The organism is Paenibacillus sp. FSL L8-0494 (genome assembly GCF_038003695.1).
Classification (GTDB): domain Bacteria; phylum Bacillota; class Bacilli; order Paenibacillales; family Paenibacillaceae; genus Paenibacillus_AQ; species Paenibacillus_AQ odorifer.
This window is the reverse complement of the sequence record NZ_JBBOPQ010000001.1, coordinates 3,253,102-3,278,385: the sequence shown is the minus strand read 5'-3', so window position 1 is coordinate 3,278,385 and position 25,284 is coordinate 3,253,102. Positions and strand designations below refer to the sequence as shown.

General features: G+C 42.3%; 25 protein-coding genes. 6 read left to right on the top strand and 19 right to left on the bottom strand.

The features are described 5' to 3' along the window. Positions 1-43: 43 nt before the first annotated feature. The 6 genes from NYE35_RS15030 to NYE35_RS15005 all read right to left on the bottom strand — a co-directional run bounded on the left by NYE35_RS15030 (position 44) and on the right by NYE35_RS15005 (position 7,147). The gene (locus NYE35_RS15030; protein ID WP_341121502.1) at positions 44-1,552 is read right to left on the bottom strand and encodes a malate:quinone oxidoreductase; all 1,509 of its coding nucleotides are present in this window, start codon (positions 1,550-1,552) and stop codon (positions 44-46) included. Between the two features lie 215 nt (positions 1,553-1,767). After that, on the bottom strand, positions 1,768-2,808 hold the full coding sequence (locus tag NYE35_RS15025) for a hypothetical protein (RefSeq protein ID WP_341121500.1): 1,041 nt from the start codon (positions 2,806-2,808) through the stop codon (positions 1,768-1,770). A 237-nt stretch (positions 2,809-3,045) separates the two neighbouring features. Next, positions 3,046-4,047 (bottom strand): Gfo/Idh/MocA family protein, encoded by a 1,002-nt coding sequence (locus tag NYE35_RS15020; protein WP_038570769.1) that lies wholly within the window; start codon positions 4,045-4,047, stop codon positions 3,046-3,048. A gap of 30 nt (positions 4,048-4,077) precedes the next feature. Continuing rightward, positions 4,078-5,166 carry a Gfo/Idh/MocA family protein gene (locus tag NYE35_RS15015; protein ID WP_036678180.1) on the bottom strand — a complete coding sequence of 363 codons (1,089 nt, stop codon included), beginning with the start codon at positions 5,164-5,166 and terminating at the stop codon, positions 4,078-4,080. Between the two features lie 30 nt (positions 5,167-5,196). Next, the gene (locus NYE35_RS15010) at positions 5,197-5,958 is read right to left on the bottom strand and encodes a sugar phosphate isomerase/epimerase family protein (RefSeq protein ID WP_341121499.1); all 762 of its coding nucleotides are present in this window, start codon (positions 5,956-5,958) and stop codon (positions 5,197-5,199) included. Positions 5,959-5,983: 25 nt separating this feature from the next. Then, complete coding sequence (locus NYE35_RS15005) at positions 5,984-7,147, bottom strand: Gfo/Idh/MocA family protein (protein WP_076272495.1); 1,164 nt, start codon at positions 7,145-7,147, stop codon at positions 5,984-5,986. A gap of 154 nt (positions 7,148-7,301) precedes the next feature. Between NYE35_RS15005 and NYE35_RS15000 the strand changes: the two genes are divergently transcribed. Genes NYE35_RS15000 through NYE35_RS14985 form a run of 4 tightly spaced genes read left to right on the top strand, consistent with a single transcriptional unit; the run spans position 7,302 to position 10,232 of the window. Further along, positions 7,302-8,138, top strand: a complete 837-nt coding sequence (locus NYE35_RS15000) for an AraC family transcriptional regulator (RefSeq protein ID WP_341121497.1) — start codon at positions 7,302-7,304, stop codon at positions 8,136-8,138. A 26-nt stretch (positions 8,139-8,164) separates the two neighbouring features. After that, positions 8,165-8,449, top strand: a complete 285-nt coding sequence (locus NYE35_RS14995) for a GNAT family N-acetyltransferase (RefSeq protein ID WP_076105606.1) — start codon at positions 8,165-8,167, stop codon at positions 8,447-8,449. Between the two features lie 15 nt (positions 8,450-8,464). Beyond that, complete coding sequence (locus NYE35_RS14990; protein WP_076099325.1) at positions 8,465-9,319, top strand: SDR family oxidoreductase; 855 nt, start codon at positions 8,465-8,467, stop codon at positions 9,317-9,319. A 22-nt stretch (positions 9,320-9,341) separates the two neighbouring features. Beyond that, positions 9,342-10,232, top strand: a complete 891-nt coding sequence (locus NYE35_RS14985) for a LysR family transcriptional regulator (RefSeq protein ID WP_036678189.1) — start codon at positions 9,342-9,344, stop codon at positions 10,230-10,232. Between the two features lie 24 nt (positions 10,233-10,256). Here the strand turns inward: NYE35_RS14985 and NYE35_RS14980 are convergent, their stop codons facing one another. The 9 genes from NYE35_RS14980 to NYE35_RS14940 all read right to left on the bottom strand — a co-directional run bounded on the left by NYE35_RS14980 (position 10,257) and on the right by NYE35_RS14940 (position 18,441). Beyond that, a complete protein-coding gene (locus tag NYE35_RS14980) occupies positions 10,257-10,940 on the bottom strand; it encodes an ABC transporter ATP-binding protein (protein ID WP_036678191.1) in 684 nt (227 codons plus the stop codon). Further along, positions 10,937-12,055, bottom strand: coding sequence for an ABC transporter permease (locus NYE35_RS14975; protein ID WP_076272493.1), 1,119 nt, complete (start codon positions 12,053-12,055; stop codon positions 10,937-10,939). Before NYE35_RS14975 ends, NYE35_RS14980 begins: the two co-directional genes overlap by 4 nt. A gap of 69 nt (positions 12,056-12,124) precedes the next feature. Further along, entirely contained in the window at positions 12,125-13,501 is a 1,377-nt protein-coding gene (locus NYE35_RS14970; RefSeq protein WP_076272492.1) for a sensor histidine kinase, read from the bottom strand. Then, entirely contained in the window at positions 13,498-14,175 is a 678-nt protein-coding gene (locus tag NYE35_RS14965) for a response regulator transcription factor (RefSeq protein WP_036678199.1), read from the bottom strand. The genes NYE35_RS14970 and NYE35_RS14965 overlap by 4 nt, the downstream gene beginning before the upstream one ends. Before the next feature lie 71 nt (positions 14,176-14,246). Further along, positions 14,247-15,053 carry an NAD(P)H-binding protein gene (locus NYE35_RS14960; protein WP_076099327.1) on the bottom strand — a complete coding sequence of 269 codons (807 nt, stop codon included), beginning with the start codon at positions 15,051-15,053 and terminating at the stop codon, positions 14,247-14,249. A 17-nt stretch (positions 15,054-15,070) separates the two neighbouring features. Beyond that, positions 15,071-15,520, bottom strand: coding sequence for a MarR family winged helix-turn-helix transcriptional regulator (locus tag NYE35_RS14955; protein ID WP_076099328.1), 450 nt, complete (start codon positions 15,518-15,520; stop codon positions 15,071-15,073). A 144-nt stretch (positions 15,521-15,664) separates the two neighbouring features. Further along, the gene (locus NYE35_RS14950; RefSeq protein WP_076274429.1) at positions 15,665-16,858 is read right to left on the bottom strand and encodes a metallophosphoesterase; all 1,194 of its coding nucleotides are present in this window, start codon (positions 16,856-16,858) and stop codon (positions 15,665-15,667) included. A 152-nt stretch (positions 16,859-17,010) separates the two neighbouring features. Continuing rightward, the gene (locus tag NYE35_RS14945) at positions 17,011-17,421 is read right to left on the bottom strand and encodes a bacteriohemerythrin (RefSeq protein WP_051491008.1); all 411 of its coding nucleotides are present in this window, start codon (positions 17,419-17,421) and stop codon (positions 17,011-17,013) included. 150 nt (positions 17,422-17,571) lie between these two features. Next, complete coding sequence (locus tag NYE35_RS14940; protein ID WP_036678210.1) at positions 17,572-18,441, bottom strand: cation diffusion facilitator family transporter; 870 nt, start codon at positions 18,439-18,441, stop codon at positions 17,572-17,574. Positions 18,442-18,690: 249 nt separating this feature from the next. Between NYE35_RS14940 and NYE35_RS14935 the strand changes: the two genes are divergently transcribed. After that, positions 18,691-20,049: an outer membrane protein assembly factor BamB family protein gene (locus tag NYE35_RS14935; protein ID WP_340890796.1), complete on the top strand. Its 1,359-nt coding sequence runs from the start codon at positions 18,691-18,693 to the stop codon at positions 20,047-20,049. Between the two features lie 37 nt (positions 20,050-20,086). Here the strand turns inward: NYE35_RS14935 and NYE35_RS14930 are convergent, their stop codons facing one another. After that, positions 20,087-20,590: a ferritin gene (locus tag NYE35_RS14930; protein ID WP_036678216.1), complete on the bottom strand. Its 504-nt coding sequence runs from the start codon at positions 20,588-20,590 to the stop codon at positions 20,087-20,089. Between the two features lie 127 nt (positions 20,591-20,717). Between NYE35_RS14930 and nagZ the strand changes: the two genes are divergently transcribed. Continuing rightward, on the top strand, positions 20,718-22,016 hold the full coding sequence (nagZ, locus tag NYE35_RS14925) for a beta-N-acetylhexosaminidase (protein WP_052097014.1): 1,299 nt from the start codon (positions 20,718-20,720) through the stop codon (positions 22,014-22,016). 19 nt (positions 22,017-22,035) lie between these two features. On the opposite strand, the gene NYE35_RS14920 is transcribed toward nagZ, so the two are convergent. From NYE35_RS14920 to NYE35_RS14910, 3 genes are read right to left on the bottom strand one after another with little or no spacing between them, the layout of a single operon-like run. Next, positions 22,036-23,124 carry an efflux RND transporter periplasmic adaptor subunit gene (locus NYE35_RS14920; RefSeq protein WP_038570750.1) on the bottom strand — a complete coding sequence of 363 codons (1,089 nt, stop codon included), beginning with the start codon at positions 23,122-23,124 and terminating at the stop codon, positions 22,036-22,038. 30 nt (positions 23,125-23,154) lie between these two features. Next, positions 23,155-24,543 carry an ABC transporter permease gene (locus tag NYE35_RS14915; RefSeq protein ID WP_170914247.1) on the bottom strand — a complete coding sequence of 463 codons (1,389 nt, stop codon included), beginning with the start codon at positions 24,541-24,543 and terminating at the stop codon, positions 23,155-23,157. Then, positions 24,533-25,252, bottom strand: coding sequence for an ABC transporter ATP-binding protein (locus NYE35_RS14910; protein WP_036678220.1), 720 nt, complete (start codon positions 25,250-25,252; stop codon positions 24,533-24,535). The genes NYE35_RS14915 and NYE35_RS14910 overlap by 11 nt, the downstream gene beginning before the upstream one ends. Between the last annotated feature and the right edge of the window lie 32 nt (positions 25,253-25,284).

Here is a 25,284-nt window from a genome sequence, read left to right as displayed (position 1 = left end):
TTTGAGCAGAAAAAAAAGCTGCCTTTCGGCAGCCCTTTTATTACTAAAACACCTTTTGATTAAAAACATGTTCTTTTCCACCTAAACCCAGTGCAGCTGCTGTTGTAGTGTGAATTTTCTGCAGAAGCACGGGATTATCCATTAGTGACAAGCCATAAGAAGGAATCATTTCTTTTATTTTGGGTTCCCATTCTTTTATATATTGAGGGAAACATTTGTTAAGCACTTCAAGCATCACGTGAACAGCCGTAGAAGCTCCAGGGGAAGCCCCTAACAGTGCTGCGACCGAACCATCAGCGGCACTAATAACCTCGGTACCAAATTGAAGTGTGCCTTTGCCAGCTTCTGTATCTTTGATAACTTGCACACGCTGACCAGCTACAACAAGATCCCAATCTTCAATTTTGGCATTGGGGATAAACTCTTTCAGTTCTTCCAGACGTTTTTCTTTCGATAACAGCACTTGTTCGATCAGGTATTTTGTTAATGACATGTTTTTAGCACCTGCCGACAGCATTGTTATGAGGTTATCCGGTTTCACAGAAGTTATTAAATCAAACATTGAGCCCGTTTTTAAGAATTTAGGTGAGAAGCCGGCAAATGGCCCAAATAACAGTGATTTTTTATTGTCGATAAATCTTGTGTCTAAGTGCGGTACGGACATTGGAGGGGCTCCAACTTTAGCTTTGCCGTATACTTTGGCATGATGCTGCGCAATAACTTCCGGATTATTACACACCATAAAAATACCGCTTACTGGGAATCCTCCAATATGTTTTCCTTCAGGAATACCGGATTTCTGCAGTAAGTGCAGGCTTCCTCCCCCGCCACCAATAAATACAAATTTCGCTGTATGTTGTTCAATGTTACCGCTGGCATTTCTGATTTTTAGATCCCATGAGCCAGCACTGTTACGCTTCATACTATTGACACTATGCTTGTAGTGGAGATCGACGTTTTTACTCTTTAAATGCTCAAATAAGATACGCGTTAAAGCACCAAAGTTAACATCCGTTCCAGAGTCAATTTTTGTAGCCGCAATGGATTCGTTCGCTGGACGATTTTGTATAATAAGCGGAATCCATTCCATCAGTTTTTTAAAGTCAGCAGAAAATTCCATACCTTGGAATAATGGATTTTTTGAGAGCGCTTCAAATCTTTTCTTTAAAAAAGCTATATCCTTCTCCCCTTGCACCAAACTCATATGAGGTAACGGCATAATAAAGTCCTGGGGATTATGTATCAGCTTACGATTTACAAGATAAGACCAAAACTGCATCGAAAGCTGAAACTGTTCATTAATCTGAATAGCTTTGCTAATATCTATAGATCCGTCTGGCTTTTCAACAGTATAATTAAGCTCACAGAGCGCCGCATGCCCGGTTCCTGCATTATTCCATTCATTAGAGCTTTCTTCCCCTGCTTTTTCAAGCTTTTCAAATACATTGATTTTCCATTCCGGTACTAATTCCTTCAAAAGTGTTCCTAAAGTCGCACTCATGATTCCGGCACCAATTAAAATGACGTCTGTATCAGTTGCACTTTTGCCCATTATTACCATCCTTATCCCCTGAATTTTGCAGAAAGGATGTGGGCGCTCCTTCTTAGGCGTCACACCTTTTCTGTATCAATTATAACCTTATCATGGTGTATTACAATTATTTATAAATTTAATATCTACTATTATATGAAAAAAATAAAATATTTAAAAGCTTGTAAAAAAGATAGAAATAAGTCCTCAAGATTTATGGAATAAAAAAAGCTGTATCATCCCCTGTTCTCATTGTAGACAATTCCGTTTTGATATCCCAACCCTACTATTGTTTTTTGAATTTCCTGATCTACTTTTCTTTTAAAAGTTGCAAACTCTAATGTAGTTAAGCCAATTGGAAGCTCTTGTTCTATAAATGAATCAAAATCGATCGCCGTTTTGAAAATACGAAGCTTGTGCAGAAAAGGTAATTGCTCCATTCCCGTCAAATGAGCCAATGTTTTACAATTCATAATCGTTAGCTCTTCCAATGCCTTCATCTGCTGATCAAAGTTAATCTCACGTAGCTGGATTTGATCTTCAATCACAAGCTTTTTTAACGCACGAAAAACCGAAATATTACTCAGATCATGAAAGCCACGGACTCTACAAATTTCCAGGCTCTCGATCTCATTCTCTTCGATGTCCTGAATATGTTCTCTGCCTCCAAGTAAAATGCGAAGTTCTTTCAATTTCTTTAGCCGATTAATAAAATGTAAGGGTTTGTTGCTGATGGAGTGCAGCGCGAGATAGGTAAGATCCTCCAGATCTCCAATAGCATTAAGGTTTTTAACCTTTCCTATTACATGCAACTGTTCTAGACGAGAGAATTCTTTTAAGTATTCCAGATTTAGCGTCTTTTTCTCCGAACTAATATTTAAAATGCTTAAAGACCGCAACGTATCTATACTCAGAATCTCCGAATTCTCAAGCTCATAAATACCCACGCTCAGACTATACAGGTTATTCAGCTTAGCCAATACGTTCGTGTTATGTGCCTGGCGAAGACAATTCAGCAGCAGCATTTTAACATTTGGAATCTGCAGGAGTGTCTCACAATCAAAGGATACAGAATAATGGCCATAAAAACGCACTCCAAAATTTTCATCAAAACGCGCGCAAAGCTCATTTACTTCATCCAGAATCGAGCCATAGGTCGATGGATCAGAGAACTGAACAATCACTTGGTTGCCGCTGTACAAGTCTTGCTGAATCTGAACTGGATCTAGTGAAATAGGATCATTGATCAGAATCCTTCTTTTCCATGTAACACTCATTCCTAACCCCTCCTACCTGCCGTTAATCATCATTTTATATTTATTGTAAATCTACGAATTACTTACCCAAGAACATAATTACATAAATCAACCCCATGGACAAGCTAAAAAGGTAGGTTATAGAATATTTAGAGTTCCGTTGATTTATGAGGATTGAGAATAAGTGATTCACATTAAAAATACAATAAGCTGTATCATTCGTAGAGTAATCTACTTTTGATACAGCTTATTTATTATTTATTCAGCCTTTTGCGATGAACTATAAATCCCCGCCACCAACTCCAGCGCTTTTATCCCTTCAGCACCATCCAACCAAAACTTTTGACCCCTGGCGACATGCTCATAGAAGTCCTCAATCAGTCTCTTATGCCCGGTACCCCAATAGGATTTACCTTCCGTAGCACTAAATCTAGGCTCACACAGCAAGGTTTCCTTTCCATCCTTCCAAAGATATAAATGATCTCTGCGGAGGTTGATAGTACCTTCTTCAAAAACTAGCTCCAGCTCCACTGGAGAATTCTCCAGATAGGTATTTGTACCATAAAAGAGCCCTCTGACATTACTAGTGAAATCGATGCAGGCATGGGCGGTATCTTCTACCTCTATGACCCCATTTAGCACATCCGTGGTAATACTGCCTTTCACCGATGCCACCTCTCCACCAAACCACTGAAGTAAATCCAGTGTATGAATGGTTTGGTTAATTAGCAGACCTCCACCTTCCGTAGACCAGCGTCCTCTCCAGTCACTATCGCTATAATAACTTTCGCTGCGGTGCCAGGTCACGATTCCTTTCATGCAGAGCAGCTTCCCATATATTCCTGAATCAATGACCTGCTTAATATATATGGAGGCATCATTATAACGGTTCTGAAACACCACACCAAGCTGACCTGTGCTTTGCTGTGCGGCTTCAAGTATTCGTCTGGCTGAAGGAAGATCTGCCGCCATAGGCTTTTCGGTAAGGACATGTTTTCCTGCTTGTAACAACTCCGTAGCCATTTCTGCATGTAAATAATGAGGCGTACAGAGATGTACAACATGAATACGGTCATCCTTTAAAATTTCTCTATAATCATTAGTAGCTTGGCAGTCATATTCTTTAGCCGCATGTAATGCTTTGTCAGCATCAATATCTGCAACTGCAAGTAGGCTCACACCATCGATGCCTGTTAATGTTTTTGCATGTAGAGGGAAAATGGCTCCGCATCCAATAATGGCTGCTCCAAGTTCTTTCATCTATATTACCCTCCGTTCATCATTCAATCGTTATCTGAGTATTGCCGGGGTTAGATTGATCGCTTGTTCTTGAGCCTTCAGACATAGCTCGGCAGCTTTGAACACATGGCTCTGTGTCATCGCCAGCTCTGTCCGATTCAGACAGTCAAGGATTAGCTCACCAAAGAAAGGAAAACCAACCTTCCCAGCTACATGCTCATAATGTTCCCCTTCCCCATTGACCCAGTACACATGATCCGGTGTATTTGAACGACCCATATCAGTATATTTACGCAGTTCAATATATCCTTCAGTACCCATAATCATCGTGCGCCCGTCTCCCCATGTGCCCAGCCCATCAGGCGTAAACCAATCCACGCGAAAATATTGTGTTGCCCCATTGTCACCTACAAGAGTAGCATCACCAAAATCCTCTAATTCGGGATAAGTCGGATGGTTGTAATTGGCCACTTTACTATGAATAACCGAAGCATCCTGACAATCTGCATAATACAAAAATTGTTCTATTTGATGACTGCCTATGTCACACAAAATCCCACCATATTTCTCCCTTTGGAAAAACCATTCCGGCCGGTTAGGAGCATTTAGACGATGTGGCCCTAATCCAATGACTTGCAGGACACGGCCGATAGCTCCTTGCTGAATCAGCCGCCCAGCATAGATAGCGCTTTCAACGTGAAGGCGTTCACTGTAGTAGACCATATATTTCTTATTAGTTGCTGCTGCCACTGCTCTAGCGGATTCAAGCTGTTCCAGGGTTGTAAAGGGTGCTTTATCCGTAAAATAGTCCTTCCCGTGAGCCATTACTCGATTGCCTAAAGGTCCGCGTTCAGATGGAATTGCTGCCGCTGCTATTAATCGCACTTCGGGATCTTCCAGAACTTCTTCCACAGATCCTGCAGCTTTGACACCGGGATATTTACTAATAAAATTTCTGACCTTTTCCTCATCCGGATCATATACCCATTTCAGCTCTGCCCCTGCTTCAACCAGTCCGTTACACATCCCGTAAATATGACCGTGATCTAGGGCAATAGCGGCAATGATGAATTCACCCGGCTTCACTACAGGTTTGGATTCATATGTTGGTGCATAGGTCATCCCATTTTTCCGATTCATAAAACCCCTCCTAATCAGTATTACTCCATTCTATAACGTATTAAGAAGATAACGCAGACTGATCTCCAAGCTTTCAAAAGGATCACGACGGCAAATATCCTGCTCCACTACGAACCAATCAACACCCGTTTCGCGACAAACATTGATAATTTCTTTATAGTTCATATTCCCTTCACCGATTTCAGCAAAGATCTGTTTTCTATTAACAATCGCCATATCTTTTAAATGCACTACCTGCATTCTGCCTGCAACTTTGCGTATCCAATCAGCCGGACTCCCTCCGCCTGCTTGAACCCAATATAAGTCCAACTCAAAACCAACGGCAGGATCAGACTCAGTGAGCAGAATTTCCATGCCAGTCATTCCATCAAAGCGTTCAAATTCAAAATCGTGATTATGATAAACAAATTGCAGATCATGTTGATCTTTTAAAGTAACTGCAATGTCCGACATCAGCTTTGCGAATTCACGGTAACCTTCTTGTCCCGTACGGAATTTTTCCGGTAAACTTCCTAGTCCAATATTTTTGCAGTTCCACAGCTTATGTTCAGCGGCTAAAGCATCCAAATCGTTCGTTAGGCGATCCCATGACACATGGGTTGCACATATTGCCAGACCTGATTCATCCGCATACTCTTTTACGAGTTTCGGATCGATCGGCCCGATGGCTGAAATCTGAATAGCTTCATAACCCATAGCAGATACCTTTTGAAAAGTGGATCTTAAATCCTCCGCAGTTTTAGTAAAATCACGTAATGTGTACATTTGAGCAGCAATGGTTGAACGATTCATAGGATCTTTCCTCTCTGATTAGAATTTAATGAGTTCCCTTAACATCAAAGGTTTGGGCGACTGTGGTTTCTTTGTTGAAGTTAGAATTCTCTACCTTTTCCATGAGCTTCTCATAAAATAAATCTTCATCAATCGGTAACTCCACCCAATCGTCGGTCCAAGCCGATAAATACATTCCATTAGATAACGTTAGACCGTGAATACCTTCCTCACCCGGAGCTAACAATTTCTCATCGTGTAGAATGGCATTCGTAAAGTTCCGCAAAATTCCTTTATGCTGTTCACCGCCACCTTCTTCTACAGGAATCTCACATTTCCAACACTCTGGGCTGCCGAATCCTCCCGTAAACTCTGCATTGAATTGCGGCTCCGGCGTGCGTAGACGCCAAAAGGTTAGCTTCCCGTCTTCCACTACGATTTTTCCATGATCACCAGTAATTTCGAAACGGTTAGTTCCCGGTGCTTCACCTGTTGTGGTGATAAAAAGCCCTGTCGCACCATTTTCATATTCCACATAAGCGGTTACATCATCTTCAACCTCAATATTGCGGTATTTACCAAAATGACAAAACGCTCTGATCCGCTTAGGCATCATACCTGTCGTCCACTGCCATAAATCTAGTTGATGAGGATCTTGATTCAGCAGCACCCCACCACCTTCGCCTGCCCATGTAGCCCGCCAACCACCGGAATTATAGTAACTTTGTGATCTGTACCAGTTGGTGATGATCCAATTTGTGCGGCGGATTTCGCCTAGTTCACCAGACTTTATGAGATCCCTAAGCTTTTGATATAAAGGATTCGTCCGCTGGTTATACATGATTCCGAATTTGCGATCAGACTTTGCTGCAGCTTCGTTCATCTGCTTAACAGCTTTGGTATAGACCCCAGCCGGTTTCTCTACCAATACATGATAACCATATTGAAAAGCCTCGATAGCTAAAGTTGGATGATCATAATGTGGAGTACAGATTAATACTGCATCTATGAGATGAGACTCATATAACTCTTGGGGTGTTGCAAATTTCTGTACACTTTCCGGTAAATGCTCTTCTGCCCATTTCAAACGTTCTTCCCTTACATCACATACAGCTGCAAGCTCAGCATCTTTAATAAGATTCAACAGACTTTGTGCATGTGCACTCCCCATATTCCCAATTCCAATAATGCCATACCGTACTTTATTCAATCAGATCACTTCCCTATTTGAGGTTATGTTATGAGAATATACTTAATTAATAGACATGAACATGATCGAAACTAAGCATTATTTGCATAATAATAAGATGATTTAGTTAAATAAATTCGTTATAATAAGGATAATCAAGTCATAGAGGAGCTAGATGATGAATAATCCAGGTAACCTTACCGGCAGATTCCTCCAGAATCTTACCGTAAAAGTGACCCATGCCCAACTTAGAAGCGGATATAGCGGGTGGAATCGTACGCTGGAAACCCCAACATTTAATCGGCTGTATTTTATTGACCGCGGTGAGGGAAAAGTTATCATTAACGGTGTTACTTATTATCCGAGAGCAGGTCAGCTAATGATCATGCCCGCAGGAAGCACTCAAACTACAGAAACGTCAATGAATGATCCCTATACACGCTATTTCTGCCATTTTGATGCTGATATTGGGGAGTGGCCCTTATTCCATTCGGCAAACAAACTGTTTATCTGTGATGCGCCCGACCCAGATTCCGTACGGGTTATTTTCACAGAAATGATCGAACAGTTTCAAAAAGAGGATGTATTGTCCATTCTGCGTACTCAGGCGAACGTCCTCAATCTAATTGCTACTTGCCTTGAATCGAACGAGAATATCAAAACAGACTTTATGCAAGAATTTATACATACGGGGGATCAAGGAAAGCTCGCCTATGTTCTTCAATATATCGATGAGCGGCTGGATAAACCCATAGAAATAGAAGAGTTAGCAGAAATTGTCCACTTACATCCGAACTATTTCATCCCCTACTTCAAGAAATTTATAGGGGTTCCCCCCATGCATTATGTGCAATTGAAAAGAATGGAGCATGCTAAAAGACAGCTTTCTTATAGCAATTTCAGCATTTCAGATATCGCGGAGCAAGTAAGTATGGAATTAGCCCATTTCTCTAAATATTTCAAAAAGACAATAGGAATCTCCCCTTCTGCCTATCGTAACAGCACTAAGTAAATTTATTAGGGAATGTCCGGATCTATGTGTTGGAACAATTAGGAGAACGACTACAAGAAATCGGAACCCATAGAGATCATGCTGTATATGTAGCTGAATCAGATCACCGATTGGTAGGATGGATACATGCGACCGTTCGAATTTTGCTTGAGTCTCCTTCATTTGTTGAAATCGGAGGTCTTGTTGTTGATCAGACTTGCCGCGGAGAAGGAATTGGCAGACAGCTTGTAGAAACCTGTGAACGATGGGCAATCCAAACAGGGATTAGTTCGTACTTGATAAGGAACTTTAATCACACTCAGGACTTTTAGGGAGGCTCAATGGTTATGCTAGAATTAACTTTGCATCCAACATTAGAAGGAAAAATCGCTGTGATTACCGGAGGAGCCGGTGTATTATGCCGGGTTATGGCGCTAGAGTTAGGTCGACAAGGAGCTAAAGTCGCGATTCTAAATCGTACCGCAGCTAAGGGAGATTTGGTTGCCGCTGAAATTACTGCCGCAGGCGGTCAAGCAATTTCACTCTCCTGTGATGTTACAGATCAACAGAGTGTTATGAAAGCCGCAGAAGCTGTTAAGAATCACTGGGGTCCTTGCGATCTATTAATTAACGGTGCTGGCGGAAATGATTCCTCAGCAAATACGACCCAAGAGATTTTCAAAAATGATGACCTGGAGAACCCGGACATATTCACTTTTTTTGATCTTAGTGTAGATGGATTTCGCAACGTGATGGACCTTAATCTGATTGGAACATTGATCCCAACCCAAGTTTTTGCCAAGCAGATGCTCGGCAGAACGGGCACATCTGTTATTAATATTTCATCCATGAGCGCACCTTCTCCAATGACCAAAGTACCTGCCTACAGCGCTGCCAAAGCAGGAATTAATAATCTCACCCAGTGGCTCTCCGTTCATTTCGCTGAGTCTGGTATACGTGTGAATGCCATTGCCCCTGGCTTTTTCCTTACTAAACAAAATGAGAAGCTGTTGGTTCGTGAAGATGGCGAGCTTACAGACCGTTCCCAAAAAATCATCTCTCATACTCCAATGCGCCGCTTTGGACAGCCGGAGGATCTGCTTGGCACACTACTCTGGTTAGCAGATGAAGCAATGTCCAGCTTTGTGACCGGAGTTACCGTCCCCGTTGACGGTGGATTTTTGGCTTATTCGGGAGTATAGACTAATCTAATGAGGGATTAAAATGATTGTAGATCCATTACGCGTATTCGTTACTGTAGCTGAACTGAGTCATTTTTCCAAAGCAGGAGAAGCGCTGAATTTATCTCAACCCGGTGTCAGTCTGCATATCCGGAATCTTGAGAATGAGCTCGGTGCTAAACTCCTGCATCGTTCTTCTAAACAGGTTAGATTAACAGAAGCCGGTAGTATTCTTTATAAACACGCCAAACAAATATTGGCTCATTTCGATGAAGCAAGTCAGGAAATCCATATGCTTCAGGACGAAGTCACTGGGAGTATACATATCGGCGCTAGTTTTACTATTGGTGAATATATTTTGCCGGCAAGACTTGCTGATTTTGCCAATCAATATCCGCAGGTCAAGCTGCAAGTGACGATAGGCAATACTGAGGAGATTATTGGAGGCGTTAAATCCAACGAACTGGACATAGGGTTTATTGAAGGCGAGGTCCATGAGAATGATCTCAACGTCACTCCTTATATGAAAGACGAGATGATTATGGTCGCCCCTGCTACCCACCCTCTGTCAAAAGCGATTTCTGTGGAGCAGAGCATGTTGCAGGATCAGGTTTGGGTGCTTCGCGAGCATGGCTCGGGCACACGAGCTTTCAGCGATCATTTCCTACAGGAGGAAGATATTTCTGTTAAAAGATCCTATGTCTTCAACAGCTCTCAAGGTGTTAAAGAAGCTGTGGCCTCCGGTCTCGGAATCGCCATGCTCTCCAGATGGATTGTACGGAAGGAACTGGAAAGTGGTGAGATCAAGGAGCTGCCAATCAGGCAACATCATCTGGAAAGGCAATTCTCGATCATCCGACATCAAGAATGTTCTTCTTCCTTAGCTACCGATGTCTTTATAAAAAAGCTACTTGTCTTTAGAAAAGACAAGTAGCTTTTTTTCTTCCACACTATGAAATTATACTTGATGTTCAACCAAATGCCCGTCTTCCAGATGCAGAACGCGGTCACACCATTCGAGCATCCGTTCATCATGAGTGACCATTACCGCTGCTTTCCCCTCACTCTTCACCTCATCAGCGATCATGCGTACAACTTCTCTTCCGCGTTTGAAGTCCAGACTGGCTGTCGGTTCATCTGCAAAGAGAATCGCTGGTTTATTCATCCATGCTCTAGCGATAGCTACACGCTGCTTCTCCCCACCGGATAGCTGCTCCGGATAGTGATTACGCCGTTTCCAGATATCCAATCGTTTCATCAAATCGGCAGCCCGTTCCTTCGCTTCCTTAGCACTCATTTTCCCCTGCTTAGCTACAAAAAGGAGTTGCTCCTCTACCTTCAAATAAGGCAATAGTTGAGCGCTTTGGAACATAAAGCCTATCTTCTCTAAACGGAGCTCTGTCAGCTCACTTTTACTTTTATCTGTAAGTGATTCTCCATCTATAAAAATCTCACCGCTAGTAGGTGTTAGAAGCGCACCAGCCGCTGAAAGGAATGTACTTTTCCCTGTACCCGAAGGTCCTAGGACGGCAACGAACTCCCCTTCATTCACGATTAGATTCAAATTGTTCAGCACAGACACCGTTGTATCGCCATCACCGTAGTTTTTGGTTACTTGCTTCATAATTAGTTTTGCACTCATGCTCCAGCCCTCCCAATAGCTTCTAATGCATCTACTTTTGCCACTTTAGCGACAGAAATTAGTGATCCTAAAAGAGACATCCCAACGAATAAACAGCTGGTTAAAAGAATGGTGGAAGGCTCCAGTTGGAATGGCATCGAATCTGGCAGGACCTTATTCATCCCAAAGGTAAGCAGTAAGCTAATGCAAAGACTTGATATAGCTAAAATCATGACCTGCCCTACCACGCTCCAAGCCAAGTAAGACATTTTGGTACCCATCGCCTTCAGAATACCAAACTGACTTGTTTTCTGAATCGTAATGACATAGAAGAATACCGCCAGAACAAACGCTGCGATCACAAACAGGAAAACAATCATCATTAGCAGTGAACCCTGCTCTGCCGAGTAGCCCGGAATATTGGATATAGCTACTTTTTGCGTAATGACCTCTACATCTTTTACATTCGTTGAAATCTTATCTACTTGATCAGCATTCGCATTCAGGGCAATCACATTAAACGGTACCGACGAAGAGGTTTCTTCTCCTTGGTTAACCCCCTGCTTCATAGCTTGCCAATCCTGATTGTTGATATAAACTACTGGGGTATGGCTGTATGAGCTATCCTCAACAAAACCTGCAACAGTAAATTCCATCCCGGTTGCCTGATCACGAATAATACTGCCAAGTTTGATTCCTGACTGTTCGAGGTCACGATCAACAAGGACTTTACCGTTTGTCTCATTAGTAATCTTGTCACCTTCAACTACTTTAGGGGCTAATAACCCATTCATATCTACTGCAAAAAAAGTAATATCTGCTTTAACGTCTGCATCATTAGCAGTGACAGTGCTCATCTGCATTGCAAGTGAAGACGCATTATTGTCTCCAACTACTGCACGTACATTCTGGAGCTCCGTATCTGTTAACTGAGAACGTCTAAAGGTCTGATCCGCATCACCTTGTACTACAAAATAATTCGCCGGCATGTTCTCTACTGCAGAGATATTTGCATACGCTAATCCTCTGGCTAGTCCCGTGACGAAAAGTACAAGAAAGGAAACCAATAACATGATAACCATAATTAATAGGTATCTGGCTTTAGAATGTCGCATTTCCCTTAAGGCTAAAAACATATTACCACTCCTTCTAATCTGTATAGTCACAGTTTAGAAGATGAAAATGAACGGAGTATGAATAATGAATTACAAAAGCGGAAGTGTAACTGTAAAGGTAGTCCCTTCACCCAAAGTACTGGTTACTTCAATGTTTCCGTTATGCGCTTCTACGATTTTTTGAGAAATCGCAAGTCCAAGTCCGCTGCTATGTGTTTCATGCGTTCGTGCTCGATCTACTTTATAGAAACGATCAAAGATTAACGGTAACTCCTCGGCTGAAATGCCTTCACCAGTATCCGACACAGAAACAATACAGTTCTGTTCCACTAGCTTCGCGGAAATCATAATGGAACCTTCAGCAGGTGTGTATTTTATGGCGTTGGAGAGCAGGTTCATCCATACCTGGAACAATAGATTTGAATCACCTAGAACGCTGATGTCAGCAAGATTCAAACGCACGGCCAGTTGTTTCTCCGTTAATCTCCATTCCATGATTTGTACGACCTGTCTTAGTTGTGCACGCAAGTCTGTCGACTTTTTCTGTATGGAATTAGGATCATAATCAAGTGAAGACAAGGTAAGCAGCTGTTTGCTAAGCAATGAAAGACGATGGCTTTCTTGGTCAATAATATTGAGATACTGTAACCGTTCATCCTCAGGTAAGGTAGAATCTTTTAAAGCTTGGGCAAATCCCTGAATAGATGTTAATGGCGACTCAATTTCATGCGATACATTAGCGACAAATTCCTGACGTGCCCGATTTGTTCGTTCCAGCTCCCGGCTCATAATCATAAAATGGGAAGCTAGCTGACCAATCTCATCACGCCGCCACGTATTCAATTTGATATCGTATCTGCCTTTTGAGATCCGTTTAGTGGCCGTCGTCAAACGTGTAATAGGTCTAACTACATGTAGTACGCTAATCATTACAAAGCCTAAGCTAAACAACACGGTGAACCCAATGATCACAGCGAAAAAGACGCGCAGCTCACCGAACTGTACTTCAGCATCCGGACGCATAAACAAAGCATACGTCTCATTGTTTACTTTTACAGGAACACCAATTGAATTACGCAGTTGATTATCAAAAAATCCGGTAATAAATGCACTGTCCGGGAAATCCGCGACCCCATGATAAATTTGCCCATTCAGAACCTTCTCTAGTTGCTGCTCATCCAAATCTTCTTTTCTAAAGGGCTTACCGTAGAATCTTGATTCCCCTTCAGCATCAGTTAAATAGATTTTATAACCCAGCTTGGCTATACTCCGCAAATAATCCTCCATCGTTTCCGGATGTGATTCTGCGAATTGTTGAACCTCGATAGCCATTCCGGTAAGTTTGGCATCGTTCTGAGATTTAATCTGGGCTTGATAGTAAATATTAGACACCAAAAATCCAAGAAGGCTACTCACCACAATTACTGAACAGAAGACAATACACATCCGGACATACAAGGATCTCATACGTTAACCATCTCCAATTTATAGCCAATACCTCGAACTGTTCGGATCACAAAATCTTCCTGATAATCTACGAAGCGCTGACGCAAACGTTTGATATGTACATCGACTGTTCGCTCATCACCTTCATAATCCATGCCCCATACCAGTTCAATTAACTCACTACGTGTATATAACCTGCCTGGATATTGCGCCAATTGAGCCAGAAGCTCAAACTCTTTTACCGGCAGCAGCAGAACCTCATCACCATCGGTTATTTCATAATTTTTGCGATCAATAACTAGAGAATTTAATCGAATCCGATCATCTGAAGCAATGGAATAGCGGCGGAATAAAGCTTTGATCCGAAATAGCAACTCTTCAGGCTCAAAAGGCTTTGTTACATAATCATCCGTCCCCCGCAAATAACCTTGCTCTTTATCACTCAGCTGCTGGCGTGCTGTCAATAAAATGATCGGAATATCATACGTTTCTCTAATATGCTGACATAGCTCTAACCCATCTACATGTGGCATCATTACATCTACGACCGCTAAATCCGCAATACTGTCCTGCAATTTATGTATCGCATCTCGGCCATCACTGGCCTCCATCACCTGATATCCTTCCCTTGTTAGTACATGTTTTAATAATGTTCGAATATTCACATCGTCATCTGCTACTAAAATCTTCTTCATCATTTACACTCCCTGAATAATGGATGAACTCATAGTAACAACTTTATAACGATAGAACAACTAAAGTCAGATCAAACAAAAGGCTTGATACTCTCTCTAAGTGTGGTAACCGGCCGCTCCATCAGTCTCTCCAGATCTTTTGATGTAGAAGCAGTGTCTATCTTCGCAAGAAACGAATATATCCAATGTTGAACGCTTGAATCCTCGCGAAACGTAATTCTTTTCCCTGATAACTCTGATAATACATCAACTAATTCGTTAAAGTCCCAAACGCTAGGTGCGGCTAGTTCGTAGATTTGGTTCTCATGTCCACTCGTTGTAAGAACTTTTGCCGTAGCTAAAGCGAGATCCTCACGAGTGACTGAGTTAAACTGCCAGTTCCCTGGATAAGTGGTTAGCTCGCCGCTTTCCATGGCTTCCTTCAACCCAAGCACACCCACAAAATCTATATACAAAGCGTTACGCAGAAACGTATAATCTATCCCTGATTCAAGAATCATCTGCTCAGTTAGTAAATGAACATGATAAGAAGGAATCGGACCTTTGGGGGGAAAGGCAAATCCAGTATAAAGCAGATGTTTCACATCGGCTTTTTTTGCTGCATGAATGACCTGAGCATGCTGATTTAATCTGATCTTATCATCGGTATGAGAGCTGGAGATTAGAAGTAATGTTGTGACCCCTGTAAAAGCTTCAATCAGCGAATCCAACTGGTCATAATCGCCAAAACGGACTTCGAACCCTTTTTCTAAATAATTAGCAGCTTTCTCTCGCTGACGAACACAAGCAATAACTTGACTAGCCGGAACATACTTCTCAAGGTTCTCCATAATTAAGCTGCCTAATTGGCCTGTGGCTCCTGTAACCATAATCGACATACATAACACCCTTTCTGTTATTCGAATGTACTCAGTTTTTGTAATAAAAAAATAAGTTGGTGCAGCTCCTGATCATTCAGATTCTGCATTCTCTCTGCGACAGCCTGACGATTCTCTGGAAGATGCTCTAAAAGTAATTGCTTGCCTTCACTTGTAATCGAAATGACGCTTTTTCTGCCATCCTTGGTATCATTCGAACGGGTTATTAATCCATCTCGTTCCAATGGTATTAACAGCATGCTTATATTAGCTTTGGTAACTCCAATAATTTGAGCCAATGTAGAAGGTAAAATCGCACCTCCTTGTTTAGAGATCTCCACCAAGATACGAATTCTTGCTCCGTTCAATCCTTTCGACTGCCAATATTTCTCAGAGACAGAAACCAAATTTGCAGTAGCTTCAACTAATGTAAAAAATGCTTTGGTATGCAATGGCTGATTCAGCACAACTTGTTGTAAATGATCCATATTCTATAATTCAGCTCCAATATAGTTAAGTCCTTAACTTTTTTTCAAACATACTACAATCCCCATGCGTTGTCAAAAAAAAGAAGCTGCCTCACCTAGCAGAATAAATCTGCTGATGAAACAGCCTCTAAATATAAACTCACCTTAGATTAACACCGTTTTTGTGGAAACAGGCTCTTCACTGTATTTTTTAGAACCCTCCAGCATAACCTCCAGCTTAATGATCTCCGACCGGCTTGCTAAACGAATTGGGGGTCCCCATGTTCCATAACCTGACGACACGACTACATGCAAATTGTCCTTACGAAGATATCCCCAGTCCAGCTCGAACAAACGTTTAGTGATCCAGTGATTTGGAGCAATCTGTCCTCGGTGTGTATGACCAGAGAGTAGAACGTCTACCCCAGCTTGAGCGGCTACGTCGAAGCCTGTAGGCTGATGATCCATCATAATCACAGGACGTGTAAGATCAAGTCCTTCGAGCAAGGAGCTTACACTTTGTCTGCCACCGGCTTCCATCGCCTCGGCTGTCTTATCTTTTCGGCCTACAATATAGGTTCCTGCGACTTCTTCAACCTCATCTTGCAGGACCTTGATCCCAATACTACTCATCAAATCGGTATATTCCTTAATTGATCCACCATAATATTCGTGATTGCCCAGTACTGCGTAGACACCATAACGAGCTTTTAACTGTTTAATCTGTTCACTCATACTATTGCGGATAAAAGGTTCAATGCTGTCATCCAAGACATCTCCAGCCAGCAAAATCACATCGGGTTGCATAGCGTTCATTTGTGACACCATTTTTTTGAGATGACGATTGCCCACGATATTCCCTAAGTGCAGGTCTGAAGCAACCGCGATCGTTAATGGCGTACTGGTGCCAATGGATTTATCAATAGGAATGGAATGTGTGCGGATCACGGTACTCCAGGCGTTGATTGAACCCCAGATCAGAAAAACTGCCAATAATATCAGAATTGTCCCGCCCGCTTCTGCGATGTAATAGGTACGATCGATTCCCGACCATCCCAGTATCACGTATAATAGGTCTGCCAAAGGTAACGTAATGATAGCAAATTCCATACAGGCTAGATAATACGATCCAATCACTTTAAAGAATCTGGCGATCGGTTTAACCGATTTTGGCCATGGAATCATTCCAATGACATACGCAAAAGCGATGAGCATAAATAATGTCCAGAATACTGCTGACGAAACACCTGAAAACCATTCATGAATAAGTAACCAGCCGTGATAGCCAATGTAGAAATTAACAAGACCCAGAATGAGCAGCATAGCAAATCCTGAAGCTAACATTCGTAATGTTTTCATCGTTTCTCTCCCCTTTACCTTACTACTTCTCTACTTCTTATCTCAAATCATAACACAAACCGTTAACCCAGTATAAACTGCAATGCGGTGTTCGGAAAACATCGGAACTAAAAAAAGAAAATGCCCATCGGCATCTTCTTTGGAGGTTTATCTTATATCGCTTTATCACGTGTGGCCATACATTGACCAATCAGCTTATCGCATTTATTGATGTGATTTATCAGCCAGTCTGTTAACGTTCGATTAAGCTTGATGGTTGAGAGTACGGATACTCCCTTTGTTTTGACCGTTTCTTCCAATTCGAGAACTGCCTTCACGAAATCAGCATGCGTCTGACGATGTTCAGCTAGTTCAGGGAAGTTGATCTCCTCCATCAGCTGCTCTTCATTACTGAAATGTTCAATCGTGTATTCTTTCAAGAATTTCAGCGTTTCCTCAATCTTTTCTTTTCCTTGCTGATTACTGCATGCTTCAAAGAACTCGTTCAATTTCGCTAACAACTGTCTGTGCTGGCAGTCAATTTTTTCTACACCGATATCATATGAATCTTTCCAAGCGATCATGAAATCACCATTCCGTTTCTTGAAAATTACATTTCAATTTTATTTTCCACCTTTCTCCACAAAAGAACTATTAACAACATCACAGGCGTCTATATTCAACCTTTAGCTGTACATATAGCACCTACTGATTTGGTACCTATTTAATAATCTCTACTTCATCACGGGTTCGATATGTACAAGTACATTGGAAACTTGGTGCCGGTCTTTTAACTGTTCTTCAATTTCTTCCGTAATATCATGGCTCTGCACCACACTTAGCTGAGAATCCACTAGTACAGTTGTGTCTACTAATACGTTATTCCCATGGATACGGGCTTTGATATCTTTTATGGATTGTACGCCATCAATTTCTGCCACAGTTTCTTTCATCTGTTCAAGCTCTTCCGCATCAAATCCGTCCGTTAGATCATGCGTAGCCTTGCTAAAGATATCCCATGCCGTCTTACAGATGATTAGTCCGACAATGATAGCTGTAAGCGGGTCAAGCCAAGGAACGCCTAAGGAGGAAGCCACAATTCCGATAAAAGCGCCCACGCTAACTATAGCATCTGATCGATTATCCAGTGCTACTGCCCGCATTGCGTTACTGTTAATGGCGCGAGCCAGCCTAATATTATACATATAGACAGCCATCATAACTACAGCACAACCCACTGCCGTCCACGCCGCTATAAGATCAGGACTTTCCAGTGCTGGTTGAATAAACTTGTTCACAGCTTGATACAAAACTTGAAGCCCTACCGCAATCATAATGAATGAAGCAATTAATGAAGCCACGGTCTCCGCTCTAAAATGCCCGTAGCTGTGGTTCGAATCCGGCGGTCTTCTGGAAATCTTCAGGCCAATTAGTACCGCGATAGAAGCAATAATATCGGTACTGTTATTCAATCCATCTGCAAGCAACGCTTGAGATCCTGAGACTGTACCTATGAACAGCTTGATAGCTGATAAAAAGATATAAGCAACGATGCTTAGCCAAGCTCCTTTTTCGCCTTGTTTAATGTCGTTATAAGTTTCCAAAAAAAGAACCCCCAAAGAATAGTATTGTTCTATACTACACTTTGAGATTCGGGTGGGTCTAGAGAAACAGTGTTGCTACGGGGCGTAATAGTTCCCTCTGTCAAATAGAGTTGCAAGGTCGTAACTGTTTTGCGGAACGTAACATAGTTTGCCCCCGTTCAACTTTGCTTCCATTCTTCTGGAATAGTAACTTTTTGCTATTTTTATTGTCTAATTATAGTAATGACAAATTTAAAGGAGCGTGGAGTGATGATTCAGTCTTTGCCGAAGAAAATTGTTACATGTTTAGCTATAGGGAGTATTTTAATTCCAATAACAAACAGTGGATCAACGTCAGTCATTTCCGCAGAAAAAGCAGTTGTAAGCCTAAGTAACACTTATTACAGTGAAGTCACAGCCCCGATCCTAAAACCTGTTTGGTCAGCACAACTCGCCATTTTAAAAAAAGACAGAATCACCGGACAGGACATTACAGCACTCGCGGAAAACGGGAAGATCTTTGCGTTGCAGCGCAATGAAAAATTAACCGCAATGAATGCGGCAACAGGCAAAAAATTATGGGAGTTCGGAAGTGGATTAGCGCCGCTATTCACATACAATAATGGATTTATCTACGGTCTGACCCAAAGCGGCTCCCTATATGCCGTTAGTGAGGCAGGTAAAAAAGCATGGTCGGCTTCCATAACACTCCCCAAAGCTACAAATATACAGCGTTTAGGATCTACTATTTATGTTACACAAGAGGAACAATTAGCAGCAGTTGACGCCGTAACCGGAAAGATCAAATGGAAGGCTGTAGAAAAAAGTAATAACTTTACAGGCTTATCAGATCTCATGGAAACAGATGGGGTCGTTATTCGCAGCTATCTGTCTCAAGGGGCCTTAACAACTGCTGGACTAGCCGCCTATGACAGTCTGACAGGAAAAAAACTATGGGACCAGACCCGGCAATGGATGCCGTTAGCAGTGAAGGATGGACTTCTCTACTCCATTACGAATACATTTATGATGGATGATGACCCGGTAAATCGTAAAGTCAAAGTATCCGTGTTCAACATAAAGACGGGAGAATTAAAAGGAGAACGTTTATATAAATGGACAGATACCGAGAATAAGGATGGTGTGTACACTTATAATGGGATGAATGGAAACGCGTTTTTGGATGGAAAAGACTTTTATATCTTTCAGGGTAGTAAGTTTGTGAAATATGATTTCTGGAATTATTCTGCAGAGGGTAAACCGGTGCAAACCTGGACCTCGATGGTTAAAGAAAAAGACTCTCCACTGAACCAAGTTTATCAACAAAGAATGTTATTTCAAAATCAAGATAAAGGTACTTTATCCGCACTTAAGCTAGGAACTGGACAGCTTGTCGACCTCAATATTGGAGAGAATCCAGTGGTACAGACGGATCTGTTCGGAAACGTGGTTTATAGTGGACAATCTGATGGCCTATTTCACGCTTATGACATGTTAACTCTGAAGCCTATTTTCACTGTGAACACAGGCTCTCGTAACTTTGCCCCTTCCCTTAAAACTGGAGGGATGCTGATGATTCGAACGGATAATAAGCTGCTCGCGATTAAACTTCCTGCATCTATAAAATAAAAAAGCCTGATTTCTCAGGCTTTTGGGCTTCAATAACTTATTCAGCCGGAGCTGTAAAAGTACGTGCAGCAAACTCGGCATCCAGCATGTAGAAGGCGTTGCTATCTTTATCAATTCGTTTCAGTTTACTGATGATGTTGCTAAAGAGTGCTTCTTCTTCTACTTGCTCGTCTATAAACCATTTCAAGAAATAAATCGTCGCATGTTCACGCTCATCCAGAGCAAGATCAGCCAAATGATAGAACCGTTTAGTGTTCTGTTGTTCATGCGCGAAGGCATGTTCAAAAGCATCTAACATCGAGTTATATTCGTTCTTCGGCTCTGGTAGTGCTTCTAGCGTAGCACGGTTATCCCGATCGTTAAGGAACTTATAAATCTTCATGGCATGGAACCGTTCTTCTTCGGCTTGAATTAGAAAAAAGTTTGCAAATCCATCCAGACTTTCGCCGGAACAATAAGCAGCCATCGCTAGATAAACATGAGCGGAATAAAACTCGAAATTCATCTGTTCATTAAGTGCTTGTACTAATCCATCTTTCATTGGACCGTCACCTCATTATTCAAATTTAATATGTAAATATTTAAGTTTATCTTATCACCGTGCTTCTAAGTCAGCAAGGATTCCTCTCCCAATATCTAATTTAGCTAACGAAAGGACGACTATTCAGATGATTAGATTGACCCGTCACAGCCTAAAGCCTAAGATTTCCGGTACACTCTTCATTATTGCAGCTATGGTGTCACTGTTCCTCATAGCTGGCTGTTCCAATAGCAGCAATAATTCACAATCTGAAGCTACCGCTACACCGACCTCCCAATCCACACCTTCACCAACCGCTAGCTTGGCTCCCACCCCCTCAGCAATCAGCGATCCAATTGCTCTTCAGGTTGCTGGGATGACTTTGGAAGAAAAAATCGGACAAATGCTCCTAGTTGGAATTGATGGAACTGTCCTTGATGAGCAAGCTAAAAAGATGATTACCGAAGACAAAATCGGTGGAATCATCCTCTATAAGGACAATATTAAAAGCCTGAAAGGGATGATCAGTCTTATCAATTCTATGAAAAAGAGTAACACTGGCAACCCCGCCCCACTATTCATGAGTGTGGATCAAGAGGGTGGAAAAGTCAGCCGGATGCCTAAAGAATATGCTACATTCCCTTCTAACGGAACAGTGGGTGCAAGTAATGACGCTGCTGCTGCCGAGAAAATGGGAAAGCTGCTCGCAAGAGAAGTACGTTCAGCCGGATTTAATATGAACTTTGCTCCCGTTCTCGATATCAATAGCAATCCAGATAATCCAGTCATCGGAGATCGTTCGTTCGGTAATGCTGCTGGCCAAGTCATTCAACTAGGGATTGCCGAAATGAAGGGAATTGAGAGTGAAGGCGTCGTTCCTGTTGTCAAACATTTCCCAGGACACGGAGATACCTCTGTCGACTCCCATCTGGCTCTGCCGATTGTGAATAAAACAGCCGGTCAGCTAGCCGAATTAGAATGGCTCCCCTTCCAAGCAGCCATTAAAGAGGGGACGGACGCCGTAATGGTCGCTCATATTTTGTTTCCAAAATTAGATCCAGACAAACCCGCATCCTTATCGCGTACCATTATTGGTGAACAGCTTCGAGATGAAATGGGCTACCAAGGAATCGTAATTACAGATGATCTAACCATGGGAGCCATCATGAAGAACTACGATCTGGCTGCTGCAGCTGTAGATACTGTGAATGCAGGTAGTGATATTCTCCTTGTCGCTCATGGCTATGATAATGAAAAACGGGTCATGGACTCCCTCCTGCAAAACGTAAAAAACGGTAAGATTCAAGAAACACGGATTGATGAAAGCGTCTATCGGATCTTAGCCTTAAAAGCCAAATATAACCTTTCCGATGAGCAAATCCCGGTTCCTGATCTTACCGATCTTAATAAAGATATTAACGTTTGGCGTCAAACGATTGAGAAGTAAATCTAAGCGTTAGTCATTTTTACTGAAGAACAACAACATCTCCAACCTTCAACCCAGAGAGAACCTCTGTTTTGTCCGTTGTTTCCAGACCCACTTCGATATCTTTTCGTTCATATTGCCCGTCCCCTTTATCCAGCATAACGTAGGAGAGGTCTCCTTCATGCATTACAGCTATGCTGGATACAACGGTGGCATTTTCTTTGCGAACTGTTTCAATTTCTCCGTTTAAGCTTAAGCCACCGATCAAATGCTCGTCAGGCTGCAGCGTGATCACCACTTCGAATTGAGGAACTGAACTGGTAGTGGCATTCTGACCTGAAGCAGTCTTTGCAAATTTCGCTACCTTCGTAACTTCTCCAGATAACTTCAAATCTTTTATAGCTGTCATTTTTACGTCGACCTTCATGCCTGTCTTTATACGGAAGACGTCTTGTTCACCTACAAGAGCAATGAATTCAAGCTTGTTCATATCTACTATTTTTCCGATATATTGATTATCTGTCACTGTTTGCGGAATTTCACTTGCACTGTCAAATAAGAAAATGCCGGTTGCCGGAGCATAATAAAGTGCTGTTTTAAGTTTGGCTTTTTTCTCTGTTAATTCGCGTGCCTGTATTTCGGCATTGACCTGATTAAGCTCGTCCCCTAGCCGTGTTGCTTCTTGGGCTGTGAGTGCTTTAATCCGTTCTGCTTCAGTCGCACCAAGGGCTGCATTCTCCTCGTCTTGCTGGCTCACAAATTCATTCAGCTCTGCTTCCAGCTTTGCTTTTCGGATAGTCGCCTCTTGTGTAGCAATCTCATTCTTTAAGGCTTCCTGATCGAGAGTAAACAGTAAATCGCCTTTTTTGACTTGTCCACCGTTCTCAACCTTCCACTTTGTCACCTTTGAAGCATATGGAGCATAAACAAGCGTTTCTTTCTCATAATTAGAATTTCCTTTAACCTGTATGGAATTGGTAATGGTCTCCTGTGTGACCTCAAAAGTTATTGCTTGTGGGGGTTCAACAGGCTCTAACTGCGCTTCAGGCTTATACATCTTATTGTATAGAAAATAACCTGCTGCAATTATAATCAGTACCAATACAATCCACTTGATTCTCCTCTTCATCACTTTGGCTTCCTTTCAACTTAAAAATAGCTAATCCCGTTTAATCGCCGTGAGTGCATTCGTTCTGGATGCACTGATCGCCGGATAAATACCTGATAATACCCCTGTCATTACCGCAAATGCGATCCCTACCGGGAGAGTCATCAGAGGAATATAAATCACCAAAGGCTCGCCTCCACCCATTCCTGAAGAGGTACCGATGAGCTTATTAATTCCTAATACAATCAAGTATGAAAAGACTATACCAAGCAATCCGCCCAACATCCCGAGCAATGCCGCTTCTGTAATGAACATATTGCGGATCTGGCCCATATTGGCGCCCAGCACTTTCATGATACCGATCTGCCGCCGTCGTTGATGAGTGGACATAGTCATCGCAACGATAATGGAGATCGAAGCAATAATTAGAATAAATACACCTACACCGAGAGCCGCTTTCTTGACCATGCTGAAGGTATCAGCGAGTGCCTCTTTTTGATACAAATTCGTGCTTGTCGTTAGTGTAAGTTTCTGAATAAGCTTCTCTAGTTCCACGATATTCTCAGTGCTGTCTACCTTTACAATCGCTGAGTTATAGACACCCTTTTGCCCAGCGGTTCCACTCGATAGCTTCATTTGTTCTACAAGCCGCTCGCCAGTCTCTAGTGACACATAGATCTTCTTGTCGTACATAGCCATATTCTCGTTCGTTCCACTCGGGTTGTCGAGGATCCCCACCACTTGAATCGGTGAGCTAACTAACATCCCTCCGGTTTGAGAGGCGGGATCAAAAGATTGTAATTGAACCTGTTGCTTGTACATATCTGTTGGAAGCATACTTAAGCTGTTGTACTGTTCCATCAACTTATTGTTATATGGATCTGTACTCAGTTGTTCAAAAAGCCGCTGCCGAGTTTCGTTATCAATCAGTCCAACGGTTGCACCATAGTTCAGTACAGCCATTCCCACTAAATCAGAAGCCCCGCCTTGTTTGAATTTCTTATCATATTTCGTTAACAGGCGTAGATCGGTTCCAATAAGCTGTACATCTGTTATTTTATTATCGATAGTCAACATCTGTATGTACCCTAGCTCTTGAAAGGGAGCTGCTGCAGTTACATGCCGCAAGCCTTTAATAATCTCCAGCTTTTGCGCCGTCAGCCTGCCGGGATCAAGCTTTTCATTGGCCGCAGACGATCCGCTGCCACCGCTGCCTCCTCCTTGGGAGGGTATACCTCCGTTGGGCGACACCGTAATTTCATCCATTTTGAAATTGCGGTTGATTTCCCGCTCCGTGTAGCTCTGTGCGGAGTCTCCTATACTTAATGCAACTATGATTGCAGCACATCCAATGGATATGCCAGCCATACAAAGACCTGTGACAACTTTCCGCCGTTTGACCTGTTCCCAAGCCAAGCGGGAAATATCACTAATCCTCAATGAGTATACCCCCTTCGAGTTCAGTATCCGAAGAAGTTTGGTTTTCAGTAATCATATATCCGTCACGAAGCGTGAATATCCGCTGCATTTGCTCCGCGACTTTTAGCTCGTGAGTTACAACTATGAAGGTGGTCTTCATCTTCTTGTTCAGGTTAAGCAGGATATTGATAATTTCTTCTTCTGTCTTCGAATCTAGGTTTCCGGTTGGTTCATCTGCAAAAATAACAGACGGTTCCGTAATTAAGGAGCGCGCAATACTGACACGCTGCTGCTGTCCGCCAGACAGCTGGGAAGGGAACAAGTCGGCTTTATCAGGAATGCCGACCCCTTCCAACAATTCTAAAGCTTTTTGTTTACGTATAGAGGGTGCAACGGATTGAAAAACCAGCGGCAGCTCTACATTTTCACGGACTGTCATGCTAGTAATCAGCTCATACGCTTGAAAGATAAACCCGATATTTTTTCTGCGAAATTCCGATAGCTTATTCTCACTCATCTTCACGATATCTTGATCGGCTATATAAATATGGCCTTCAGTAGGTTTCATTAGTCCTGCCATCAGATTCAGCATCGTTGACTTACCGGAACCCGAGCTCCCCAGCAGTGCTACCATCTCCCCCTCTTTCACAGAAAAGTCAATTTGATGAAGCACTGCTGTAGTTTCATTACCGTTTTTATAAGAATGCGTTACATTTTCCACTCGCAACATTGGAGCTGCTCCTCTTCGTACAATAATAGATA

Bases quoted from the DNA above. Each gene is read 5' to 3' on its own strand.
- NYE35_RS15030 (WP_341121502.1), bottom strand. From the start codon at position 1,552: ATGGGCAAAAGTGCAACTGATACAGACGTCATTTTAATTGGTGCCGGA.
- NYE35_RS15025 (WP_341121500.1), bottom strand. From the start codon at position 2,808: ATGAGTGTTACATGGAAAAGAAGGATTCTGATCAATGATCCTATTTCA.
- NYE35_RS15020 (WP_038570769.1), bottom strand. From the start codon at position 4,047: ATGAAAGAACTTGGAGCAGCCATTATTGGATGCGGAGCCATTTTCCCT.
- NYE35_RS15015 (WP_036678180.1), bottom strand. From the start codon at position 5,166: ATGAATCGGAAAAATGGGATGACCTATGCACCAACATATGAATCCAAA.
- NYE35_RS15010 (WP_341121499.1), bottom strand. From the start codon at position 5,958: ATGAATCGTTCAACCATTGCTGCTCAAATGTACACATTACGTGATTTT.
- NYE35_RS15000 (WP_341121497.1), top strand. From the start codon at position 7,302: ATGATGAATAATCCAGGTAACCTTACCGGCAGATTCCTCCAGAATCTT.
- NYE35_RS14990 (WP_076099325.1), top strand. From the start codon at position 8,465: ATGCTAGAATTAACTTTGCATCCAACATTAGAAGGAAAAATCGCTGTG.
- NYE35_RS14985 (WP_036678189.1), top strand. From the start codon at position 9,342: ATGATTGTAGATCCATTACGCGTATTCGTTACTGTAGCTGAACTGAGT.
- NYE35_RS14980 (WP_036678191.1), bottom strand. From the start codon at position 10,940: ATGAGTGCAAAACTAATTATGAAGCAAGTAACCAAAAACTACGGTGAT.
- NYE35_RS14975 (WP_076272493.1), bottom strand. From the start codon at position 12,055: ATGTTTTTAGCCTTAAGGGAAATGCGACATTCTAAAGCCAGATACCTA.
- NYE35_RS14970 (WP_076272492.1), bottom strand. From the start codon at position 13,501: ATGAGATCCTTGTATGTCCGGATGTGTATTGTCTTCTGTTCAGTAATT.
- NYE35_RS14965 (WP_036678199.1), bottom strand. From the start codon at position 14,175: ATGAAGAAGATTTTAGTAGCAGATGACGATGTGAATATTCGAACATTA.
- NYE35_RS14960 (WP_076099327.1), bottom strand. From the start codon at position 15,053: ATGTCGATTATGGTTACAGGAGCCACAGGCCAATTAGGCAGCTTAATT.
- NYE35_RS14955 (WP_076099328.1), bottom strand. From the start codon at position 15,520: ATGGATCATTTACAACAAGTTGTGCTGAATCAGCCATTGCATACCAAA.
- NYE35_RS14950 (WP_076274429.1), bottom strand. From the start codon at position 16,858: ATGAAAACATTACGAATGTTAGCTTCAGGATTTGCTATGCTGCTCATT.
- NYE35_RS14945 (WP_051491008.1), bottom strand. From the start codon at position 17,421: ATGATCGCTTGGAAAGATTCATATGATATCGGTGTAGAAAAAATTGAC.
- NYE35_RS14935 (WP_340890796.1), top strand. From the start codon at position 18,691: ATGATTCAGTCTTTGCCGAAGAAAATTGTTACATGTTTAGCTATAGGG.
- NYE35_RS14930 (WP_036678216.1), bottom strand. From the start codon at position 20,590: ATGAAAGATGGATTAGTACAAGCACTTAATGAACAGATGAATTTCGAG.
- nagZ (WP_052097014.1), top strand. From the start codon at position 20,718: ATGATTAGATTGACCCGTCACAGCCTAAAGCCTAAGATTTCCGGTACA.
- NYE35_RS14920 (WP_038570750.1), bottom strand. From the start codon at position 23,124: ATGAAGAGGAGAATCAAGTGGATTGTATTGGTACTGATTATAATTGCA.
- NYE35_RS14910 (WP_036678220.1), bottom strand. From the start codon at position 25,252: ATGTTGCGAGTGGAAAATGTAACGCATTCTTATAAAAACGGTAATGAA.